Source organism: Croceibacterium segetis (genome assembly GCF_011320115.1).
GTDB lineage: Bacteria > Pseudomonadota > Alphaproteobacteria > Sphingomonadales > Sphingomonadaceae > Croceibacterium_B > Croceibacterium_B segetis.
In genome coordinates, this window is the sequence record NZ_JAANOZ010000003.1 from 62,119 (window position 1) to 75,556 (window position 13,438).

The 13,438-nt window shown below is 66.6% G+C and carries 19 protein-coding genes; 9 read left to right on the plus strand and 10 right to left on the minus strand.

What is annotated here, in order from left to right; translation table 11 throughout:
• Positions 1-2: 2 nt before the first annotated feature.
• The 6 genes from copD to G7B69_RS03965 form a co-directional block, all read right to left on the minus strand.
• Entirely contained in the window at positions 3-914 is a 912-nt protein-coding gene (gene copD / locus G7B69_RS03940) for a copper homeostasis membrane protein CopD (RefSeq protein WP_166176330.1), read from the minus strand.
• Between the two features lies 1 nt (position 915).
• On the minus strand, positions 916-1,275 hold the full coding sequence (copC, locus tag G7B69_RS03945; protein ID WP_166176333.1) for a copper homeostasis periplasmic binding protein CopC: 360 nt from the start codon (positions 1,273-1,275) through the stop codon (positions 916-918).
• Between the two features lie 76 nt (positions 1,276-1,351).
• On the minus strand, positions 1,352-1,711 hold the full coding sequence (locus G7B69_RS03950) for a hypothetical protein (protein WP_166176335.1): 360 nt from the start codon (positions 1,709-1,711) through the stop codon (positions 1,352-1,354).
• 2 nt (positions 1,712-1,713) lie between these two features.
• Entirely contained in the window at positions 1,714-3,801 is a 2,088-nt protein-coding gene (locus G7B69_RS03955; protein WP_166176337.1) for an outer membrane protein assembly factor BamB family protein, read from the minus strand.
• A gap of 10 nt (positions 3,802-3,811) precedes the next feature.
• Complete coding sequence (locus G7B69_RS03960; RefSeq protein WP_166176339.1) at positions 3,812-4,210, minus strand: nuclear transport factor 2 family protein; 399 nt, start codon at positions 4,208-4,210, stop codon at positions 3,812-3,814.
• Position 4,211: 1 nt separating this feature from the next.
• On the minus strand, positions 4,212-5,504 hold the full coding sequence (locus G7B69_RS03965; RefSeq protein ID WP_166176341.1) for an ammonium transporter: 1,293 nt from the start codon (positions 5,502-5,504) through the stop codon (positions 4,212-4,214).
• Between the two features lie 148 nt (positions 5,505-5,652).
• On the opposite strand from G7B69_RS03965, the gene G7B69_RS03970 reads away from it, so the two are divergent.
• Positions 5,653-6,114 (plus strand): SH3 domain-containing protein, encoded by a 462-nt coding sequence (locus tag G7B69_RS03970; protein WP_166176343.1) that lies wholly within the window; start codon positions 5,653-5,655, stop codon positions 6,112-6,114.
• Between the two features lie 51 nt (positions 6,115-6,165).
• On the opposite strand, the gene G7B69_RS03975 is transcribed toward G7B69_RS03970, so the two are convergent.
• The 4 genes from G7B69_RS03975 to G7B69_RS03990 all read right to left on the minus strand — a co-directional run bounded on the left by G7B69_RS03975 (position 6,166) and on the right by G7B69_RS03990 (position 8,722).
• Positions 6,166-6,561, minus strand: a complete 396-nt coding sequence (locus G7B69_RS03975; RefSeq protein WP_166176345.1) for a DUF995 domain-containing protein — start codon at positions 6,559-6,561, stop codon at positions 6,166-6,168.
• Positions 6,562-6,635: 74 nt separating this feature from the next.
• The gene (locus G7B69_RS03980; RefSeq protein WP_166176347.1) at positions 6,636-7,022 is read right to left on the minus strand and encodes a hypothetical protein; all 387 of its coding nucleotides are present in this window, start codon (positions 7,020-7,022) and stop codon (positions 6,636-6,638) included.
• Positions 7,023-7,077: 55 nt separating this feature from the next.
• Positions 7,078-7,449: a hypothetical protein gene (locus G7B69_RS03985; RefSeq protein WP_166176349.1), complete on the minus strand. Its 372-nt coding sequence runs from the start codon at positions 7,447-7,449 to the stop codon at positions 7,078-7,080.
• 76 nt (positions 7,450-7,525) lie between these two features.
• A complete protein-coding gene (locus tag G7B69_RS03990; RefSeq protein ID WP_166176351.1) occupies positions 7,526-8,722 on the minus strand; it encodes a thiolase family protein in 1,197 nt (398 codons plus the stop codon).
• 380 nt (positions 8,723-9,102) lie between these two features.
• Here G7B69_RS03990 and ndhC point away from each other — a divergent pair, with 380 nt between their 5' ends.
• Genes ndhC through G7B69_RS04030 form a run of 8 tightly spaced genes read left to right on the plus strand, consistent with a single transcriptional unit; the run spans position 9,103 to position 13,406 of the window.
• Entirely contained in the window at positions 9,103-9,477 is a 375-nt protein-coding gene (ndhC, locus tag G7B69_RS03995; protein ID WP_166176353.1) for an NADH-quinone oxidoreductase subunit A, read from the plus strand.
• Positions 9,468-10,073: a NuoB/complex I 20 kDa subunit family protein gene (locus G7B69_RS04000; protein WP_243415021.1), complete on the plus strand. Its 606-nt coding sequence runs from the start codon at positions 9,468-9,470 to the stop codon at positions 10,071-10,073. The genes ndhC and G7B69_RS04000 overlap by 10 nt, the downstream gene beginning before the upstream one ends.
• A 1-nt stretch (position 10,074) precedes the next feature.
• The gene (locus G7B69_RS04005) at positions 10,075-10,968 is read left to right on the plus strand and encodes an NADH-quinone oxidoreductase subunit C (protein WP_166176355.1); all 894 of its coding nucleotides are present in this window, start codon (positions 10,075-10,077) and stop codon (positions 10,966-10,968) included.
• Positions 10,965-12,176: an NADH-quinone oxidoreductase subunit D gene (locus tag G7B69_RS04010; protein WP_166176357.1), complete on the plus strand. Its 1,212-nt coding sequence runs from the start codon at positions 10,965-10,967 to the stop codon at positions 12,174-12,176. The genes G7B69_RS04005 and G7B69_RS04010 overlap by 4 nt, the downstream gene beginning before the upstream one ends.
• Complete coding sequence (locus tag G7B69_RS04015) at positions 12,173-12,367, plus strand: hypothetical protein (protein WP_243415022.1); 195 nt, start codon at positions 12,173-12,175, stop codon at positions 12,365-12,367. The genes G7B69_RS04010 and G7B69_RS04015 overlap by 4 nt, the downstream gene beginning before the upstream one ends.
• A complete protein-coding gene (locus G7B69_RS04020) occupies positions 12,360-12,605 on the plus strand; it encodes a hypothetical protein (RefSeq protein ID WP_166176361.1) in 246 nt (81 codons plus the stop codon). Before G7B69_RS04015 ends, G7B69_RS04020 begins: the two co-directional genes overlap by 8 nt.
• Positions 12,598-13,266, plus strand: coding sequence for a complex I 24 kDa subunit family protein (locus G7B69_RS04025; RefSeq protein WP_166176363.1), 669 nt, complete (start codon positions 12,598-12,600; stop codon positions 13,264-13,266). Before G7B69_RS04020 ends, G7B69_RS04025 begins: the two co-directional genes overlap by 8 nt.
• Positions 13,266-13,406: a hypothetical protein gene (locus G7B69_RS04030; protein ID WP_166176365.1), complete on the plus strand. Its 141-nt coding sequence runs from the start codon at positions 13,266-13,268 to the stop codon at positions 13,404-13,406. Before G7B69_RS04025 ends, G7B69_RS04030 begins: the two co-directional genes overlap by 1 nt.
• Positions 13,407-13,438 lie beyond the last annotated feature (32 nt).

The following is a 13,438-nucleotide window of genomic DNA, read 5'->3' on the forward strand; positions in this document are numbered from 1 at the left end:
GCTCAGGCGGGCGGGGCGAGCGTTCCGAGCCAGGCCACCGCCGCCAGCACCGCGAGGCCGAGGGCTGCCTCGCCGAACAGCGAGCGGCGCAGGGATGCCAGGACGTCCCCTTGAGGCAGCAGGTTCGTCTCCAGCGTGGCCGCGAGAGCCGGGACCGAACGTTGCCGGTGCAGCGCCGCCAGGGCCAGCATGGCGGTGAACAGGACCAGCTTGAGCGCAAGCAGCTGCGCGTAGGGGTCGCGCAGGACCGCCGCGACGTCGGTCCCGATCAGGTACCAGACATTGACCAGCCCGGTCGCGGCAAGCGCCGCCACGAGCGAGATCCCGACGGGCGAGAAGCGTTGCAGCGCGGCTGACAAGGCCGAAAGCCGCTCCGGTTCCTGACCAGGCGGAGCCGCGAGCGCGGCGAAAGCGACGAGGGCTCCAATCCATCCCGCCGCAGCGAGTGCATGCAAGACATCCGCGACCAGGTGAAGTGTATGACCGCCGCCCTCGGTCGCGGCACCGTGGCCCATCCAGCCGAAGGTGGCGCAAGCCAGACTGCCGAGAACGCCGGTCCCCAGCCACAGCGTGCGTCCTCGCGGCACGACCATCGCGCAGATCGCGGCGATGAGCGCGAGTGCGGCGCGAGCGACTGCCGCCTTGCCGAGGTCCATTTGCGTGACGACCGCGGTGAGCGCCTCCGCCGAGAGTTCATCGGCGAGCATTTCGGTCTGCAAGGCGAGCCCCAGCAGGGTTCCGGCAGCCAGCATCAGTGCCGCACCGATCAGCAGCGGCTTCGCCCACCGCAGGCTCGCCGCCGAGGCCGGTCCGCGCGCGGGCAGCGCATAAACGAAAAACAGCGCCGATCCCATGAGGACCGACGCTGCCGAATATTGCACGAGCCGGAGGAGTATGACCGCCAGCTCGATCATGTCACTTGATCTGGAAAGGTATCGAGCCCTTCATCTTGTGCCCGTCGGTCGAAGCTGCGGTCCACGTGACCACGTAGCTTCCCTTCATGAACGCGCCTTGCGGAATGCCGGTGAGAGTCTTGCCGTCGGCGCTGAGCGAGGTCTTTACCGGAATGCCCATTTTCATGCCGGACATCGCGATGTCGAGCTTGGAGAACGCCGGCACCAGCTTCTCGCTGAAGGTCACGCTGACGGTCTTGGGTGCGGCGATCACGGCGTTGGCGGCCGGCGTGGATTTCACCACGTGGGCATGTGCGAACGCCGGAGCGGCGGGGGCCAGCGCGGCGGCGGCAAGCGCGAACAGGGAGAGCGACTTACGCATGTTGCGTCCTTTGAAATTGGCAGCCCAGGTTAAAGATAAGCGATGCACCGCCGCTGAATGACTCGGCAAGCCAGAATTAACGGCTCAGGTCGGGCGCAGCGCCGAGAAGCGCGACGCGACCACCGCGGTGCCCGCCAGCGGCAAGGCGAGGAAGCCGAGCGCGACGAGCCCCGGCACCCGGCAGCCACATCGATCCTACCTCACCGCTCGTGACCCACATTACCGGCGCCTGGCTAAAACTCATGATCACGCCCCACAACCAGGCTCTCTGGGGAAGCAGATAACCCCAGGCGCCGGACACGCCAATGGCAACGGCATAAGCGTACCAGAACGCCGGCGAATCCCATGGCTCTGCCGTGTGCAGGCCCATCGCCGCGACGGCCCACAGCAGCAGGCCGGAGGCGGCGACGACGGCGGCGCGAAGCGCGGCGTCCATCGCTAGCTCCCGAGCCCGTTTGCCTGGAGGACATACGCGGTCACGGCACGGTAATCTCCGTCGCTCAACGACCCGCCGGCTCCAGGCGGCATGTTCTGGTGGATGTAGGCATAGAGACCGCCGTTCGGCTTGCCCTTCCAGTTGGCGAGGAAGGGCGGGCCCTTGAGCGGAGGCGCTTCGCCGCCGCCTTGCAGCTCCCCGCCGTGACAGGCGGCGCAGGATTTGTCGTAAACGGCCTTGCCGTCACCCGCCTGCGCGAGCGGGGCGTCGGCGGCGGACGCGGGATCGACCGGAATGGCACCTGCGCGGTCGTTGTTGATCGGCGTCCTCGGCGGGCCTTGCCGGCCGATCCCGGCGTCGGGCAGGGCGAAGACGAACAAGGTGCCCTGCGTGCCGTGGATCAGCTCGGGGGTGAAGCTGTCGCCGAGCCAGAACCCGGTCGAGACGGCGACGTACTGGTGGCCGCCGGTGCTGAAGGTGACCGGGTAGCCGGTCACCGCCGAGCCGAGGTTCATTTCCCACAGCACCTTGCCGCTCGCCTGGTCGAGCGCGCGGAAGCGCCCCGCGGCGTCGCCGGCGAACAGCAGCCCGCCGCCGGTGGCGAGGATCGACTGCATCCCTGCGCGGGTGGAGAACTTCCAGGCGGTCTTGCCGGTTACCGCATTGACCGCGGTGATCACGCCGAGCTTGTTGTCGGCGTTCGGCGCCAGCGCGATCTTCGAAGCCACCGAGTAGCCGGGATTGTCCCAGTTCGGCGCCGTCGCGGTGACCGTCTCGCAAAGGTTTTGCGCGGGGAGGTACATCGTCTTGGTCAGCGGGCTGTAGGCCGGCGCCTGGTAGTTCGCTCCGCCGGTCGAGGAGGGGCAGACGAAGCGGGTGTCGCCGATCTTGTCGAACAGCGTCGCCGGGTTGCCGGTGACCTTGCCGGTCTTGCCGTCGATCGACTGGACGACGTTTTGCATGACCGTCGGCCGCGCCCAGAGGAACTCGCCGGTCCGCCGGTCGAGGGTGTAGATGATCCCCGTCTTGCCCGGCACGCCGGTGAGGACCTTGTAGGTCTTCTTGCGGTCGATCCTGGGGTTGATCCAGGTCACCTCGGCGGGATCGGGCGCGACTTGTTCGTCGAGCAGGATGCGCGGGAACGGGTGGTCGAGATCCCAGTGGTCGACCACGTGCTGGTAGTACCAGACGATCTTGCCGGTCCTGACGTCGAGCGCCAGCGTCGAGTTGTGATAAAGGTAGGTGTACTGGTTGCCCGCCAGCATGAACTTGGGCGCCGGGGTGCTTACCGACGTGCCCATGTAGAGGAGGTGCAACTCGGGATCGTAGCTGGCGTTCATCCACGCGCCGACCTGCATCCGCTTCTCGAGCGGGGTGCCGCCCCAGGTCTTGTCGTTGGGATCGCTGCCCCGGGCGATCGTGCTGGTGCGCCAGACTTCCTTGCCGGTCCTGGCGTCGTGCGCGGTGATGATGCAGGCGTCGGGGCCGCCTTCGGGTTCACACGAGCGGCCGGTGATGGCCAGGCCATCGGCGATGATCGGGCCGGCGCTCTGCTTGGCGCCGTGATGATAGTCGAGGATCTGGGTGTCCCACACCAGCTTGCCGGTCTGCGCGTTGACGGCATAGATATGATCGTCGGACCCGCGGGCGATGATCAGGTCGCCGTAGATAGCCAGGTTGCGGTTGGTGTCGGGGAAGGTCAGGAACTTGCCGACGTCCTTGGGCAGCTCGCGCTTGTGGATCCACAGCACGTCGCCCGAGGCGGCGTCGAGCGCGGTTATCGAGTCGCTCGGACCGGGGAAGTACATCACCCCGTTGTGGACCAGCGGCGTGCCTTCCTGGTGACCGGCATCGAGCGGGCGGACCCAGACCATGCGCAACTCGTTCACGTTGGCCGTGGTGATTTGGTCGAGCGGGCTGTAGCCCCACGAATCGAGCGTGCGGCGCCAGCTGAGCCAATCGTTCGGGTCGGGGTTCTGGATCATCGCGTCGGTGACCGGCACGAACGGCGCGGCGGTGTCGGCCGCCTGGGCGATCGCGGTGCACAGCAAGGCGGAGACCGCGATGATCCGTCCGGCGATTTTCCTCATCGTGCTCCCCTCAGGTGTCTTCGTAACGGCGCGAATAGCTGCTCGCCCGGATGCGCGTGAAGCGGTCATCCGGGCCGAGGTCGTAGAAGGCGAACGTTGTGACCTTGAGCACCTTGCCTGGCGGCAAGTCGATAACCGATTGCTGCCGGCCGGGAATCGGGCGGAATTCCGCGTTCACCTCGACCGCCAGGAAATCGCCGCCGTCGGCGAAGCGCACGATCTCGACTCGCTCGTCGACCGCCTGGTGGAACGGGCGGTAGAGGTTCAGGATCGCGTCGCGCCCGTGGAACTTGAGCCCGCGCTCCTCGCTCAGTACGAACTCGACATCGTCGGCGTAGAACTCGCCGAGCGTGTCGTAGTCCTTGCCGTTGAAGGCGGCGAGATAGCGTTCGTAGCGGGCGCGATCCATCTCAGTCGAACTCCCAGCCGCGCTCACCGTGGTTGGCGATGTCGAGGCCCTGGCGCTCCTCGTCCTCGCTCACCCGCATCGGCAGGAAGAGCGAGACGCCGAGCGCGATCAGCGCCGTCGCGATGGCCGAGTAGATCGCCACCGCGGCGACCGCGAGGACCTGCACGCCGAGCATCGAGCCCATGCCCAGGCCCTCGGCGTAACCGATTCCGCCAAGGCCTTGGGCGATGAAGACGGCCAGCAGGATCGAGCCCATCATGCCGCCAACGCCGTGGACGGCGAACACGTCGAGCGAATCGTCGAGCTTCAGCTTGACCTTCACCAGCTGGATCGCGCCGTAGCAGACCACGGCCGCGGCGGCGCCGAACAGCAGCGCGGTACCCGGCGAGATATAGCCTGCCGCCGGGGTGACCGTGGCGAGCCCGGCGATCGCGCCGGTAGCGAATCCGACGGTGGTCGGCTTGCCGAAGGTCATGCGCTCGATCCCGATCCACACCAGGGCGGCCGCCGCGGCGGCGGCGTGGGTGTTGAGGATGGCGGTGGCGGCGCTGTCCGAGGCGGTGAGCGCGGAGCCGCCGTTGAAGCCGAACCAGCCGACCCACAGCAGCATCGCGCCGATCATCGTCAGCCCGGGTGCGTGCGGGATGAGCGGCTGAGTGGGAAAGCCGATTCGCCGGCCGAGCAGCAGCGCGACCACGAGCGCCGACACGCCCGCCGTGGTGTGCACCACGATGCCCCCGGCGAAGTCGAGCACGCCCATCTGGCCCAGCCAGCCGCCGCCCCACACCCAGTGGGCGACCGGGGCGTAGACGATCAGGCTCCATAAGCCGGTGAACGCGACGACCCACGAAAAGCGCGCACGGTCGACCCAGGCGCCGACCATCAGGCCCGGGGTGATCGCCGCGAAGGTCATCTGGAACAGCGCGAAGGCGCTTTCCGGCAGGGTGGTGTTCGCGCGCAGGTCGAACAGGTTGGCCGGGATGAGCATGAAAGCGCGGCCGTTGCCGAGCCAGCCGTTGGTCACCTCGCCGAACGCGAGCGTGTAGCCCGCGACGATCCACACCAGCGAGGCGAGCGAGGTCACCGCGGCGACTTGAACCAGCACCGAGAGGACGTTCTTGGCCCGCACCAGTCCTCCGTAGAACAGCCCGAGCCCGGGCAGCGTCATCAGCAGCACCAGCGCCGAGGCGGCGATCACCCACGCCGTGTCGCCGCTGTCGGCTGTGGCGGCCTGCGCGTGCGCGGCAGCGGGCAAAGCGATGAGCGCCAGGGCGGCGGCGGTCTTGCGGAACATTCGAGGCCTCCCGAGGCCGCTTGCCGCGGCTCTCCTCCACGCGGCAGTTAAGACATAATCGGGCGCCGCGGCAAGGTCCGGGGACAGGATATTACCAAAGCCCTCGCCACGCTTGATGCGACGCCCGCGCCGACGCTAGACAGGGGCGATGCTTCGCCGCCTTGCTGCCGCTCTCCTTTTCGTCGCTTCTTTCCCCGCCCAGGCGCAGGACCGGGAGGTGCCGTACTGGGCCTCGATGCGCGCCGACGAGGTGAACATGCGTGTCGGACCGAGCGAGAGCTATCCGGTCGAGTGGGTGTACCACCGCGCCAACCTGCCGGTGAAAGTCGTGCGGTTGTACCAGGGCTGGCGGCGGGTGCGGGACCAGGACGGCGCCGAGGGCTGGATCGTCGCGCGGCTGCTCAGCCCGGAGCGATCGGCGGTCGTCGTCGGCAAGGGACTGGCGGCGATGCGAGCCGAGGGCAACGCAGGAGCGGCGTTGCGCTGGAACCTTGAGCCGGGCGTGGTCGGCAAGCTTGGCGATTGCGACGCCGGATGGTGCGAGCTCAGCGTCGGGCCCCGCAAGGGCTGGGTCGAGCAGAAGCGCCTGTGGGGCGCCGGCGACCCGTAGGGAAAGGGCGACCCCCGCGGGCCGCCCTTTCCGCTTCAGGTCTGTTTGCGCTCAGGCGGTCTTTCTCACCTTGACGACCGCGCCGTCGTCGCCGGTGGCGGTCATGTTGCCATCGGCGTCGGGCTCACCCATCGCATAGCAGCGGCTCGGTTGCTTCGGGTCGTCGCCCTTGGGATCGAAACAGATCTTGCCGGCATCGTCGACCTTCCAGGTGCCGGTTTCGACAGACTTACCGTCAGTGCTGGTGTCAGTGTAATTGCCATCGGTGGTCATGACCGAGGTGCCGCTCTCGCCCTTGCCGTCGTCGTAAGTGTAGGTACCGGCTCGGTCGGCCATGGTCAGGGCGGCGGTCGTCGCTGCCTCGCTCGGCGCAGGAGCAGGCTCGGCCTGCTTCTGGTTGCACGCGGAAAGCGCGGCCAATGCCGCGATCATTGCAAGCTTCTTCATCTCGTGAACTCCCCTCAAACGCGCCCTGGTGGCGGTTTACCAATGCGCGCGGAATGCGCCAATCGCTTTCGCGGTCAGGCGATCTTCTTGATTGTGATGGGCTCGCCCACGTCCGGTGTCGCGGTGAACGTGCCGTCCCTCGCGGGAGTGCTGTCGGTGTAGCAGCGTACAACCGCGCCTTCGCCTTCGCTCGGCGTCAGGCAGGTGCGGCCGCCGACGATCGACCACGAGCCCGCCTCGGTCATCCGGCCATGCACCGTGTTGGTGTAAGTGTGGTCCGCGGCGAGGACCGAGGTCATCTTGGTCCCGTCGATCTCCGTGACGCTGTAAGTGCCGGGAGAGGCCTGGCTGGTCGGCTGCGGCTCGGGCTCGGTCGCGGCCACTTCAACCGGACCCGCCGGTTTGCTCTGACCGCAAGCCGCAAGCGCCGCCGTCACCAGGCAGAAAGCAAGCATCCTCATCGATGGTCTCCCGTCGATAGTCGCTTGGCGACCGGCCCCCTGGTCGCCGCAGTCGTTAGGTCTTACGGACCTGATAGGGCGCACCGCTGTCAGGCGTGACGGTATAGCTGCCGTCCTCGCCGATCGGCCCGTCGGAACCGCAGCGTACTTCGCCCTTGTCCGGATGGAAGCAGGTCTTGTTGTTCTCGATCGCCCACTTGCCGGCCTCTTTCATCTCGCCGGCAACCCAGTCCGTATAGGTGCCGTCGTCCTTGAGGAACACGGTGGTCATCGACCCGTCGGCGCCGGTCACGATGTAGGTGCCCGGGCCGGCGTTGCTGTGTGGGCCCGCGGGCGCGGCGGCAACTTTGGCCTCGCCATCCTTCGGTGCGGATTGGCCGCATGCGGCCAGCATGACCAGCGCGACGATCGGCATAACGATTTTCATGGCATTCCCTCCCCAGGTGCTGCCCGACGCAGCATACCACAAGCGAGGGGCGGAGCAAATTGGCGGAGGGTGCGAGCTAGATCATCTCCACAGCGATCGCCGTCGCCTCGCCGCCGCCGATGCAGAGGCTGGCGATGCCGCGCTTGCCGCCGCGCTGCCTGAGCGCGTTGAGGAGGGTCACGATGATCCGCGTGCCGCTGGCGCCGATGGGGTGACCGAGCGCGGTCGCGCCGCCGTTCACGTTGATCTTGTCGTGCGGAATGCCGATGTCGCGCATCGCGAACATCGCCACGCAGGCGAACGCCTCGTTGACTTCCCACAGGTCGACGTCATCGACCGACCAGCCGGTTTGCTTGAGCAGCTTCTCGATCGCGCCGACCGGAGCGGTGGTGAAATCCTTCGGTTCCTGGGCATGCGCGGCGGTGGCGACGATCCGGGCGACCGGCTGCCTGCCTTGCTCGGCGGCGAGGCTCGCGCGCGTCAGGACGACCGCGGCGGCGCCATCCGAGATCGAGCTCGAGGTGGCGGCGGTAATGGTGCCTTCCTTGGCAAATGCGGCCCGAAGCTGCGGGATCTTCTCCGGGTTGGCCTTGCCCGGCGCCTCGTCGGTATCGACCTGGATCTCGCCCTTGCGGGTCTTGACCGTCACCGGCACGACCTCGCCGGCGAAGGCGCCCGAACTGATCGCCTCGCTCGCCCGCGAGAGCGAGGTGATCGCGAACTGGTCCATGTCCTCGCGGGTCAGCTGGTATTCGTCGGCGGTGCACTGGGCGAAGCTGCCCATCGCCTTGCCTTCCTCGTAGGCGTCCTCGAGACCGTCGAGGAACATGTGATCGTAGGCGGTGTCGTGCCCGATGCGGGCGCCCGAGCGGTGCTTCTTCAGGAGGTACGGGGCGTTGGTCATGCTCTCCATGCCGCCGGCGACGATCAGGTCCGCCGCGCCCGAAGCGAGCGCTTCGGCGCCCATGATGACCGTCTGCATGCCCGAGCCGCATACCTTGTTGACCGTGGTCGCCTGGGCCGATTTCGGCAGCCCGGCCTTGAGCGCCGCCTGGCGGGCGGGCGCCTGGCCGAGGCCGGCGGGAAGCACGCAACCCATGTAGACCCGGTCCACGTCCTCGCCGTTGACGCCGGCGCGTTCAACCGCCGCCTTGACCGCGGTGGCGCCGAGATCGGTCGCCGAAGCGTCCGCCAGCGCGCCCTGCATCGCGCCCATCGGGGTGCGGGCGTAGGAGAGGATGACGATCGGGTCGGATTCGGAGAACTGGGCCATGGGGAGCGGGTGCCTTGCGTTAAGAGGATGGCGGGCATCTAATGGTGCAGCGCAGCAATTTCAATCGCGCTGATCGCCGGGGTCCGTGCCGATTCGTTCACCTGCGCCGGCTGGATTCCTGACGAGGTTTACACTCGCTGGACAAGGTTGACACGGTCCATGAAGAAACTTCGCAGGGTCCTGCGGCGGGGTCTTCGCGGCGTCGTTCCGGGTGTCCGGCATGGAGCATGACGATGACCCAAGCACGTTTCACGCGATGTAGGAAAGCGCTTTCTGCCGGCTCGCCGCCGCTGTCCGGCAAATCGGGCGGTTCCGGCCTTGAACCGTTCGGCGGGGCAGACTAGGGCGCGCAGCGAAACCGTTCACATCGAGTCAGGCGCTTGGTCGACCTTCTCCAATATCTGCCGATACTGATCTTCCTGGTCATCGCGCTGGGAATCTCGTCGCTGTTCGTGTTCCTGCCGATGGGCGTCGCCCGCCTGACCGGCGCGCACAAGCCCAATGCGGAGAAGCTCAGCGAGTACGAATGCGGCTTTCCCGCGTTCGAGGATCCGCGCAGCCAGTTCGACGTGCGCTTCTACCTGATCGCGATCCTGTTCATCGTCTTCGACCTCGAAGCCGCGTTCCTGTTTCCGTGGGCCGTCAGCCTCGACGTGACCGGCTGGCCGGGCTGGGTGACGATGATGGTGTTCCTGTTCGAGCTGATCGTCGGCTACGCCTATGCGTGGAAGAAAGGGGCGCTCGAATGGGAATGAAGGACGAGGGCCCGCTCGACCACGCGCTGGCCAATCCCGCGGCAACCAACGTCGCTGGCCCCGAGGTCAATCCGACCATTCACCCGGCCATAGTCCCGCCGGGCGGTGAATATTTCAATCAGATCAGCGACGAGCTGGACCACAAGGGCTTCCTCGTCACCACGACCGAGGACCTGTTCCAGTGGGCCCGCACCGGTTCGCTGTGGTGGATGACCTTCGGGCTCGCCTGCTGCGCGGTCGAGATGATCCACGTCAACATGCCGCGCTACGACATGGAGCGCTTCGGCGTCGCCCCGCGCGCGTCTCCGCGCCAGAGCGACGTGATGATCGTCGCCGGCACGCTGTGCAACAAGATGGCCCCGGCACTGCGCAAGGTCTACGACCAGATGTCGGACCCCAAGTACGTCATCTCGATGGGCAGCTGCGCCAACGGCGGCGGCTATTACCACTACAGCTATTCGGTGGTGCGCGGCTGCGACCGCATCGTGCCGGTCGACATTTACGTGCCCGGCTGCCCGCCGACCGCCGAGGCGCTGCTCTACGGCGTGATGCAGCTCCAGCGGAAGATCCGCCGCGCGGGGACGATCGAGCGCTAAGATGGCCACCGTCCTGCATCCGGCCCCGAAGATCAGCTCGAACGAGGGCGTGCGCGAGACCCTGGTCAAGGCGCTCGGCAAGCGCGTGCTCGCGAGCAAGGAAATGCACGGCGAGATCGTCATCGGCGTGGAGCGCGAGGCGATCGAGGACGTGCTGCGGACGCTGCGCGACGAGCACGGCTACCAGCAGCTGATGGAGATCGCCGGGGTCGACTACCCGGAGCGCGAGGAGCGCTTCGAGGTCGTCTACATGCTGCTCAGCCTGACCAGGAACCACCGGATCATGGTCAAGTTGCGCGCGGCCGAGAACACCCCGGTGCCGACCGTCACCCGCCTGTGGCCCAACGCCGGATGGCTCGAGCGCGAGGTGTTCGACATGTACGGCGTGCTGTTCGACGGCAACACCGACTTGCGCCGCATCCTCACCGACTACGGCTTCGAGGGGCACCCTCAGCGCAAGGACTTCCCGCTGACCGGATTCCAGGAGCTGCGCTATTCGGAAGAAGAGCACCGCGTGGTCTACGAGCCGGTCGAGCTGCCGCAGGACTTCCGCACGTTCGACTTCATGAGCCCGTGGGAAGGCGCCGACTACGTCCTGCCGGGTGACGAGAAGTCGGTCACGCCGCCGCCCGCACCGCAGCCCAAGCCGGTCCCCGAGCCGAGCGGCAAAGTCGACGCCAAGGCGCCCGAGACGCGCGGCGCGCCGGGTGTTAGCACGCCGAAGACGACCGGCAAAGCGAGTGAAACGGGCGCGGGCAAGAGGGCCGACAAGAAAGCCGCAACCAAGAAATCGAGCGCCGCTCCGGCCAAGAAGGTGACCGCCAAGAAAGCTCCCGCCGCGCCCAAGCCAACCTCAAGTCGCCCGGCGCGCAAGCCGAAGGGACCCAAGGCATGAGCCTGTCTCTCGAAAATTCGCCCACCACCGAAGGCGGGACCATCTCCAATTACACGATCAACTTCGGCCCGCAGCATCCCGCCGCGCACGGCGTGCTGCGCATGGTGATGGAGCTCGACGGCGAGGTGATCGAGCGGATCGATCCGCACATCGGCCTGCTCCACCGCGGCACCGAGAAGCTGATCGAGTACAAGACCTACCTCCAGGCGCTGCCGTACTTCGACAGGCTCGATTACTGCAGCCCGCTGTGCATGGAGCACAGCTACGTTCTCGCGATCGAGAAGCTGCTCAACCTCGAGGTGCCGCTGCGCGCGCAATACCTGCGAGTGCTGTTCGCCGAGCTGACGCGCATCTCCAACCACATGCTCAACATCGGCAGCCACGTGATGGACGTCGGCGCGATGACGCCGAACCTGTGGCTGTTCGAAATCCGCGAGGACACGCTCAATTTCTTCGAGCGCGCTTCGGGCGCGCGGATGCACTGCGCCTGGTTCCGCCCCGGCGGGGTGCACGAGGACGTGCCGCTCAAGCTGCTGACCGACATCGGCGACTGGGTCGACACCCGCCTGCCGCGGCTGTTCGAGGACGCAATGAGCCTGGTGGTCGACAACCGCATCTTCAAGCAGCGCAACGTCGACATCGCCAAGGTCAGCAAGGAAGACGCGATCGCCTGGGGCTTCTCGGGCCCGATGATCCGCGCCGCCGGCCTTCCGTGGGACTTGCGCAAGAGCCAGCCTTACGACGTCTACGACCGGATGGACTTCGAGATTCCCGTCGGCACCAACTCCGACTGCTACGACCGGATGATGGTCCGCGTCGAGGAAGTCCGCCAGTCGGCGAAGATCATCAAGCAGTGCCTCGCCGAGATGCCCGAAGGCCCGGTGGCCAGCGACGACCGCAAGGTCGTGCCGCCCAGGCGCGCCGAGATGAAGCAGTCGATGGAAGCGCTGATCCATCACTTCAAGCTCTACACCGAAGGCTTCCATGTGCCCGCGGGCGAGGTCTACGTCGCCACTGAAAGCCCAAAGGGCGAGTTCGGCGTCTACCTCGTCAGCGACGGCAGCAATAAGCCTTACCGCTGCAAGATCCGGCCGACCGCGTTCAGCCATCTTCAAGCGATGGATTTTATGAGCAAGGGGCACATGTTGCCCGACGCAACGGCGATCCTGGGGGCGATCGACGTCGTTTTTGGAGAATGCGACCGGTGAAGACGCAATTGGATATGCTGCGGGTGTGGGCCTCGCTCACTGGGCTGGTGCTGGTGGCGCTGGTGTTCGTCCAGCTGGGCTTCGGCGTGAAGATCGGCGACACGCTGCCGATGCTAGCCGCGTCGATTGCCGGCTTCGAGCTGTTCCTGTTCGGGCAGGACATTGCCAACAAGCGGAAACGCCGTGGCTGAGAAGACGGTCACTCTGACGGATCGGCAGTTGCGGTTCGGCCTGATCAAGCTCGCCTTGTCGTTTGTCGGGCTGTTCGCGATTGCTGCGATTATCGTTACGGCAATCGCCGGCACAAAGTTCGGTCTGAATTTGGCAGTCAACCTAATGCTGTTCACAGTGGCGTTCAATTTGCTCGCGAATGGAGTTCTTGCGGTCTTGAAGATCACGGATTGGATCGAGGCTCGGCGACATGGCTGAGCGCGCGCCGCATCCCGATACGCCGGAACTGCGCGAGCAGTACGGCAACTTCGCGTGGACCGAGGCCAATGCGGCCGAGGCCAAGGCGATCGTCAAGCGCTACCCCGAAGGGCGGCAGCGCTCGGCGGTGATGCCGCTGCTCGACCTCGCCCAGCGGCAAGTCGGGGCGGAGACCAATACCCAGGGCTGGCTGCCGATCCCGGTAATGGAGTTCGTCGCCCGCGAGCTCGACATGCCGGTGATCCGCGTGCTCGAGGTCGCGACGTTTTACACGATGTACAATCTCGCCCCGGTCGGCCGCTTCCATGTGCAGGTCTGCGGCACCACGCCGTGCATGCTGCGCGGCTCCGACGACATTCTCGACGCCTGCTACAAGCGCGGGATGAAGCAGGGCCATACCACGCCCGACGGGCTGTGGACGCTGACCGAGGTCGAATGCATGGGCAACTGCTCCAGCGCGCCGATGGTCCAGATCAACGACGACAACTACGAGGACCTCACGCCCGAGCGCCTCGACCACGTGCTCGACGAGCTGGCCGCCGGCCGTCAGCCGAAGACCGGCACGCAGGACCCGGCGCGGCACACCGTCGAGCCGGTCGGCGGGCCGACCACGCTCAAGCAGATGGTCACCGAGAATCACGACTACCGGGGCGAGTGGTGATGGAGTTCGCGGTTCCGATCGTCGTCGCTCTGATCGCCATCGTGGTCAGCTGGAAGCTGCTCAAGGGCCTTGTGAAGACAATCGCGCTGGTGGCGATCCTGGTTCTTGCTGCGATCTATGTGTTCGGAGGGTTCAACTGATGCTCGCCGGCTCTTCTTGTGGGACGCTCGCA

What these genes read in the sequence shown, in the direction of transcription:
- copD (WP_166176330.1), bottom strand. Translation starts at nt 914, where the DNA reads ATGATCGAGCTGGCGGTCATACTCCTCCGGCTCGTGCAATATTCGGCA.
- copC (WP_166176333.1), bottom strand. Translation starts at nt 1,275, where the DNA reads ATGCGTAAGTCGCTCTCCCTGTTCGCGCTTGCCGCCGCCGCGCTGGCC.
- G7B69_RS03950 (WP_166176335.1), bottom strand. Translation starts at nt 1,711, where the DNA reads ATGGACGCCGCGCTTCGCGCCGCCGTCGTCGCCGCCTCCGGCCTGCTG.
- G7B69_RS03955 (WP_166176337.1), bottom strand. Translation starts at nt 3,801, where the DNA reads ATGAGGAAAATCGCCGGACGGATCATCGCGGTCTCCGCCTTGCTGTGC.
- G7B69_RS03960 (WP_166176339.1), bottom strand. Translation starts at nt 4,210, where the DNA reads ATGGATCGCGCCCGCTACGAACGCTATCTCGCCGCCTTCAACGGCAAG.
- G7B69_RS03965 (WP_166176341.1), bottom strand. Translation starts at nt 5,504, where the DNA reads ATGTTCCGCAAGACCGCCGCCGCCCTGGCGCTCATCGCTTTGCCCGCT.
- G7B69_RS03970 (WP_166176343.1), top strand. Translation starts at nt 5,653, where the DNA reads ATGCTTCGCCGCCTTGCTGCCGCTCTCCTTTTCGTCGCTTCTTTCCCC.
- G7B69_RS03975 (WP_166176345.1), bottom strand. Translation starts at nt 6,561, where the DNA reads ATGAAGAAGCTTGCAATGATCGCGGCATTGGCCGCGCTTTCCGCGTGC.
- G7B69_RS03980 (WP_166176347.1), bottom strand. Translation starts at nt 7,022, where the DNA reads ATGAGGATGCTTGCTTTCTGCCTGGTGACGGCGGCGCTTGCGGCTTGC.
- G7B69_RS03985 (WP_166176349.1), bottom strand. Translation starts at nt 7,449, where the DNA reads ATGAAAATCGTTATGCCGATCGTCGCGCTGGTCATGCTGGCCGCATGC.
- G7B69_RS03990 (WP_166176351.1), bottom strand. Translation starts at nt 8,722, where the DNA reads ATGGCCCAGTTCTCCGAATCCGACCCGATCGTCATCCTCTCCTACGCC.
- G7B69_RS04000 (WP_243415021.1), top strand. Translation starts at nt 9,468, where the DNA reads ATGGGAATGAAGGACGAGGGCCCGCTCGACCACGCGCTGGCCAATCCC.
- G7B69_RS04005 (WP_166176355.1), top strand. Translation starts at nt 10,075, where the DNA reads ATGGCCACCGTCCTGCATCCGGCCCCGAAGATCAGCTCGAACGAGGGC.
- G7B69_RS04010 (WP_166176357.1), top strand. Translation starts at nt 10,965, where the DNA reads ATGAGCCTGTCTCTCGAAAATTCGCCCACCACCGAAGGCGGGACCATC.
- G7B69_RS04025 (WP_166176363.1), top strand. Translation starts at nt 12,598, where the DNA reads ATGGCTGAGCGCGCGCCGCATCCCGATACGCCGGAACTGCGCGAGCAG.
- G7B69_RS04030 (WP_166176365.1), top strand. Translation starts at nt 13,266, where the DNA reads ATGGAGTTCGCGGTTCCGATCGTCGTCGCTCTGATCGCCATCGTGGTC.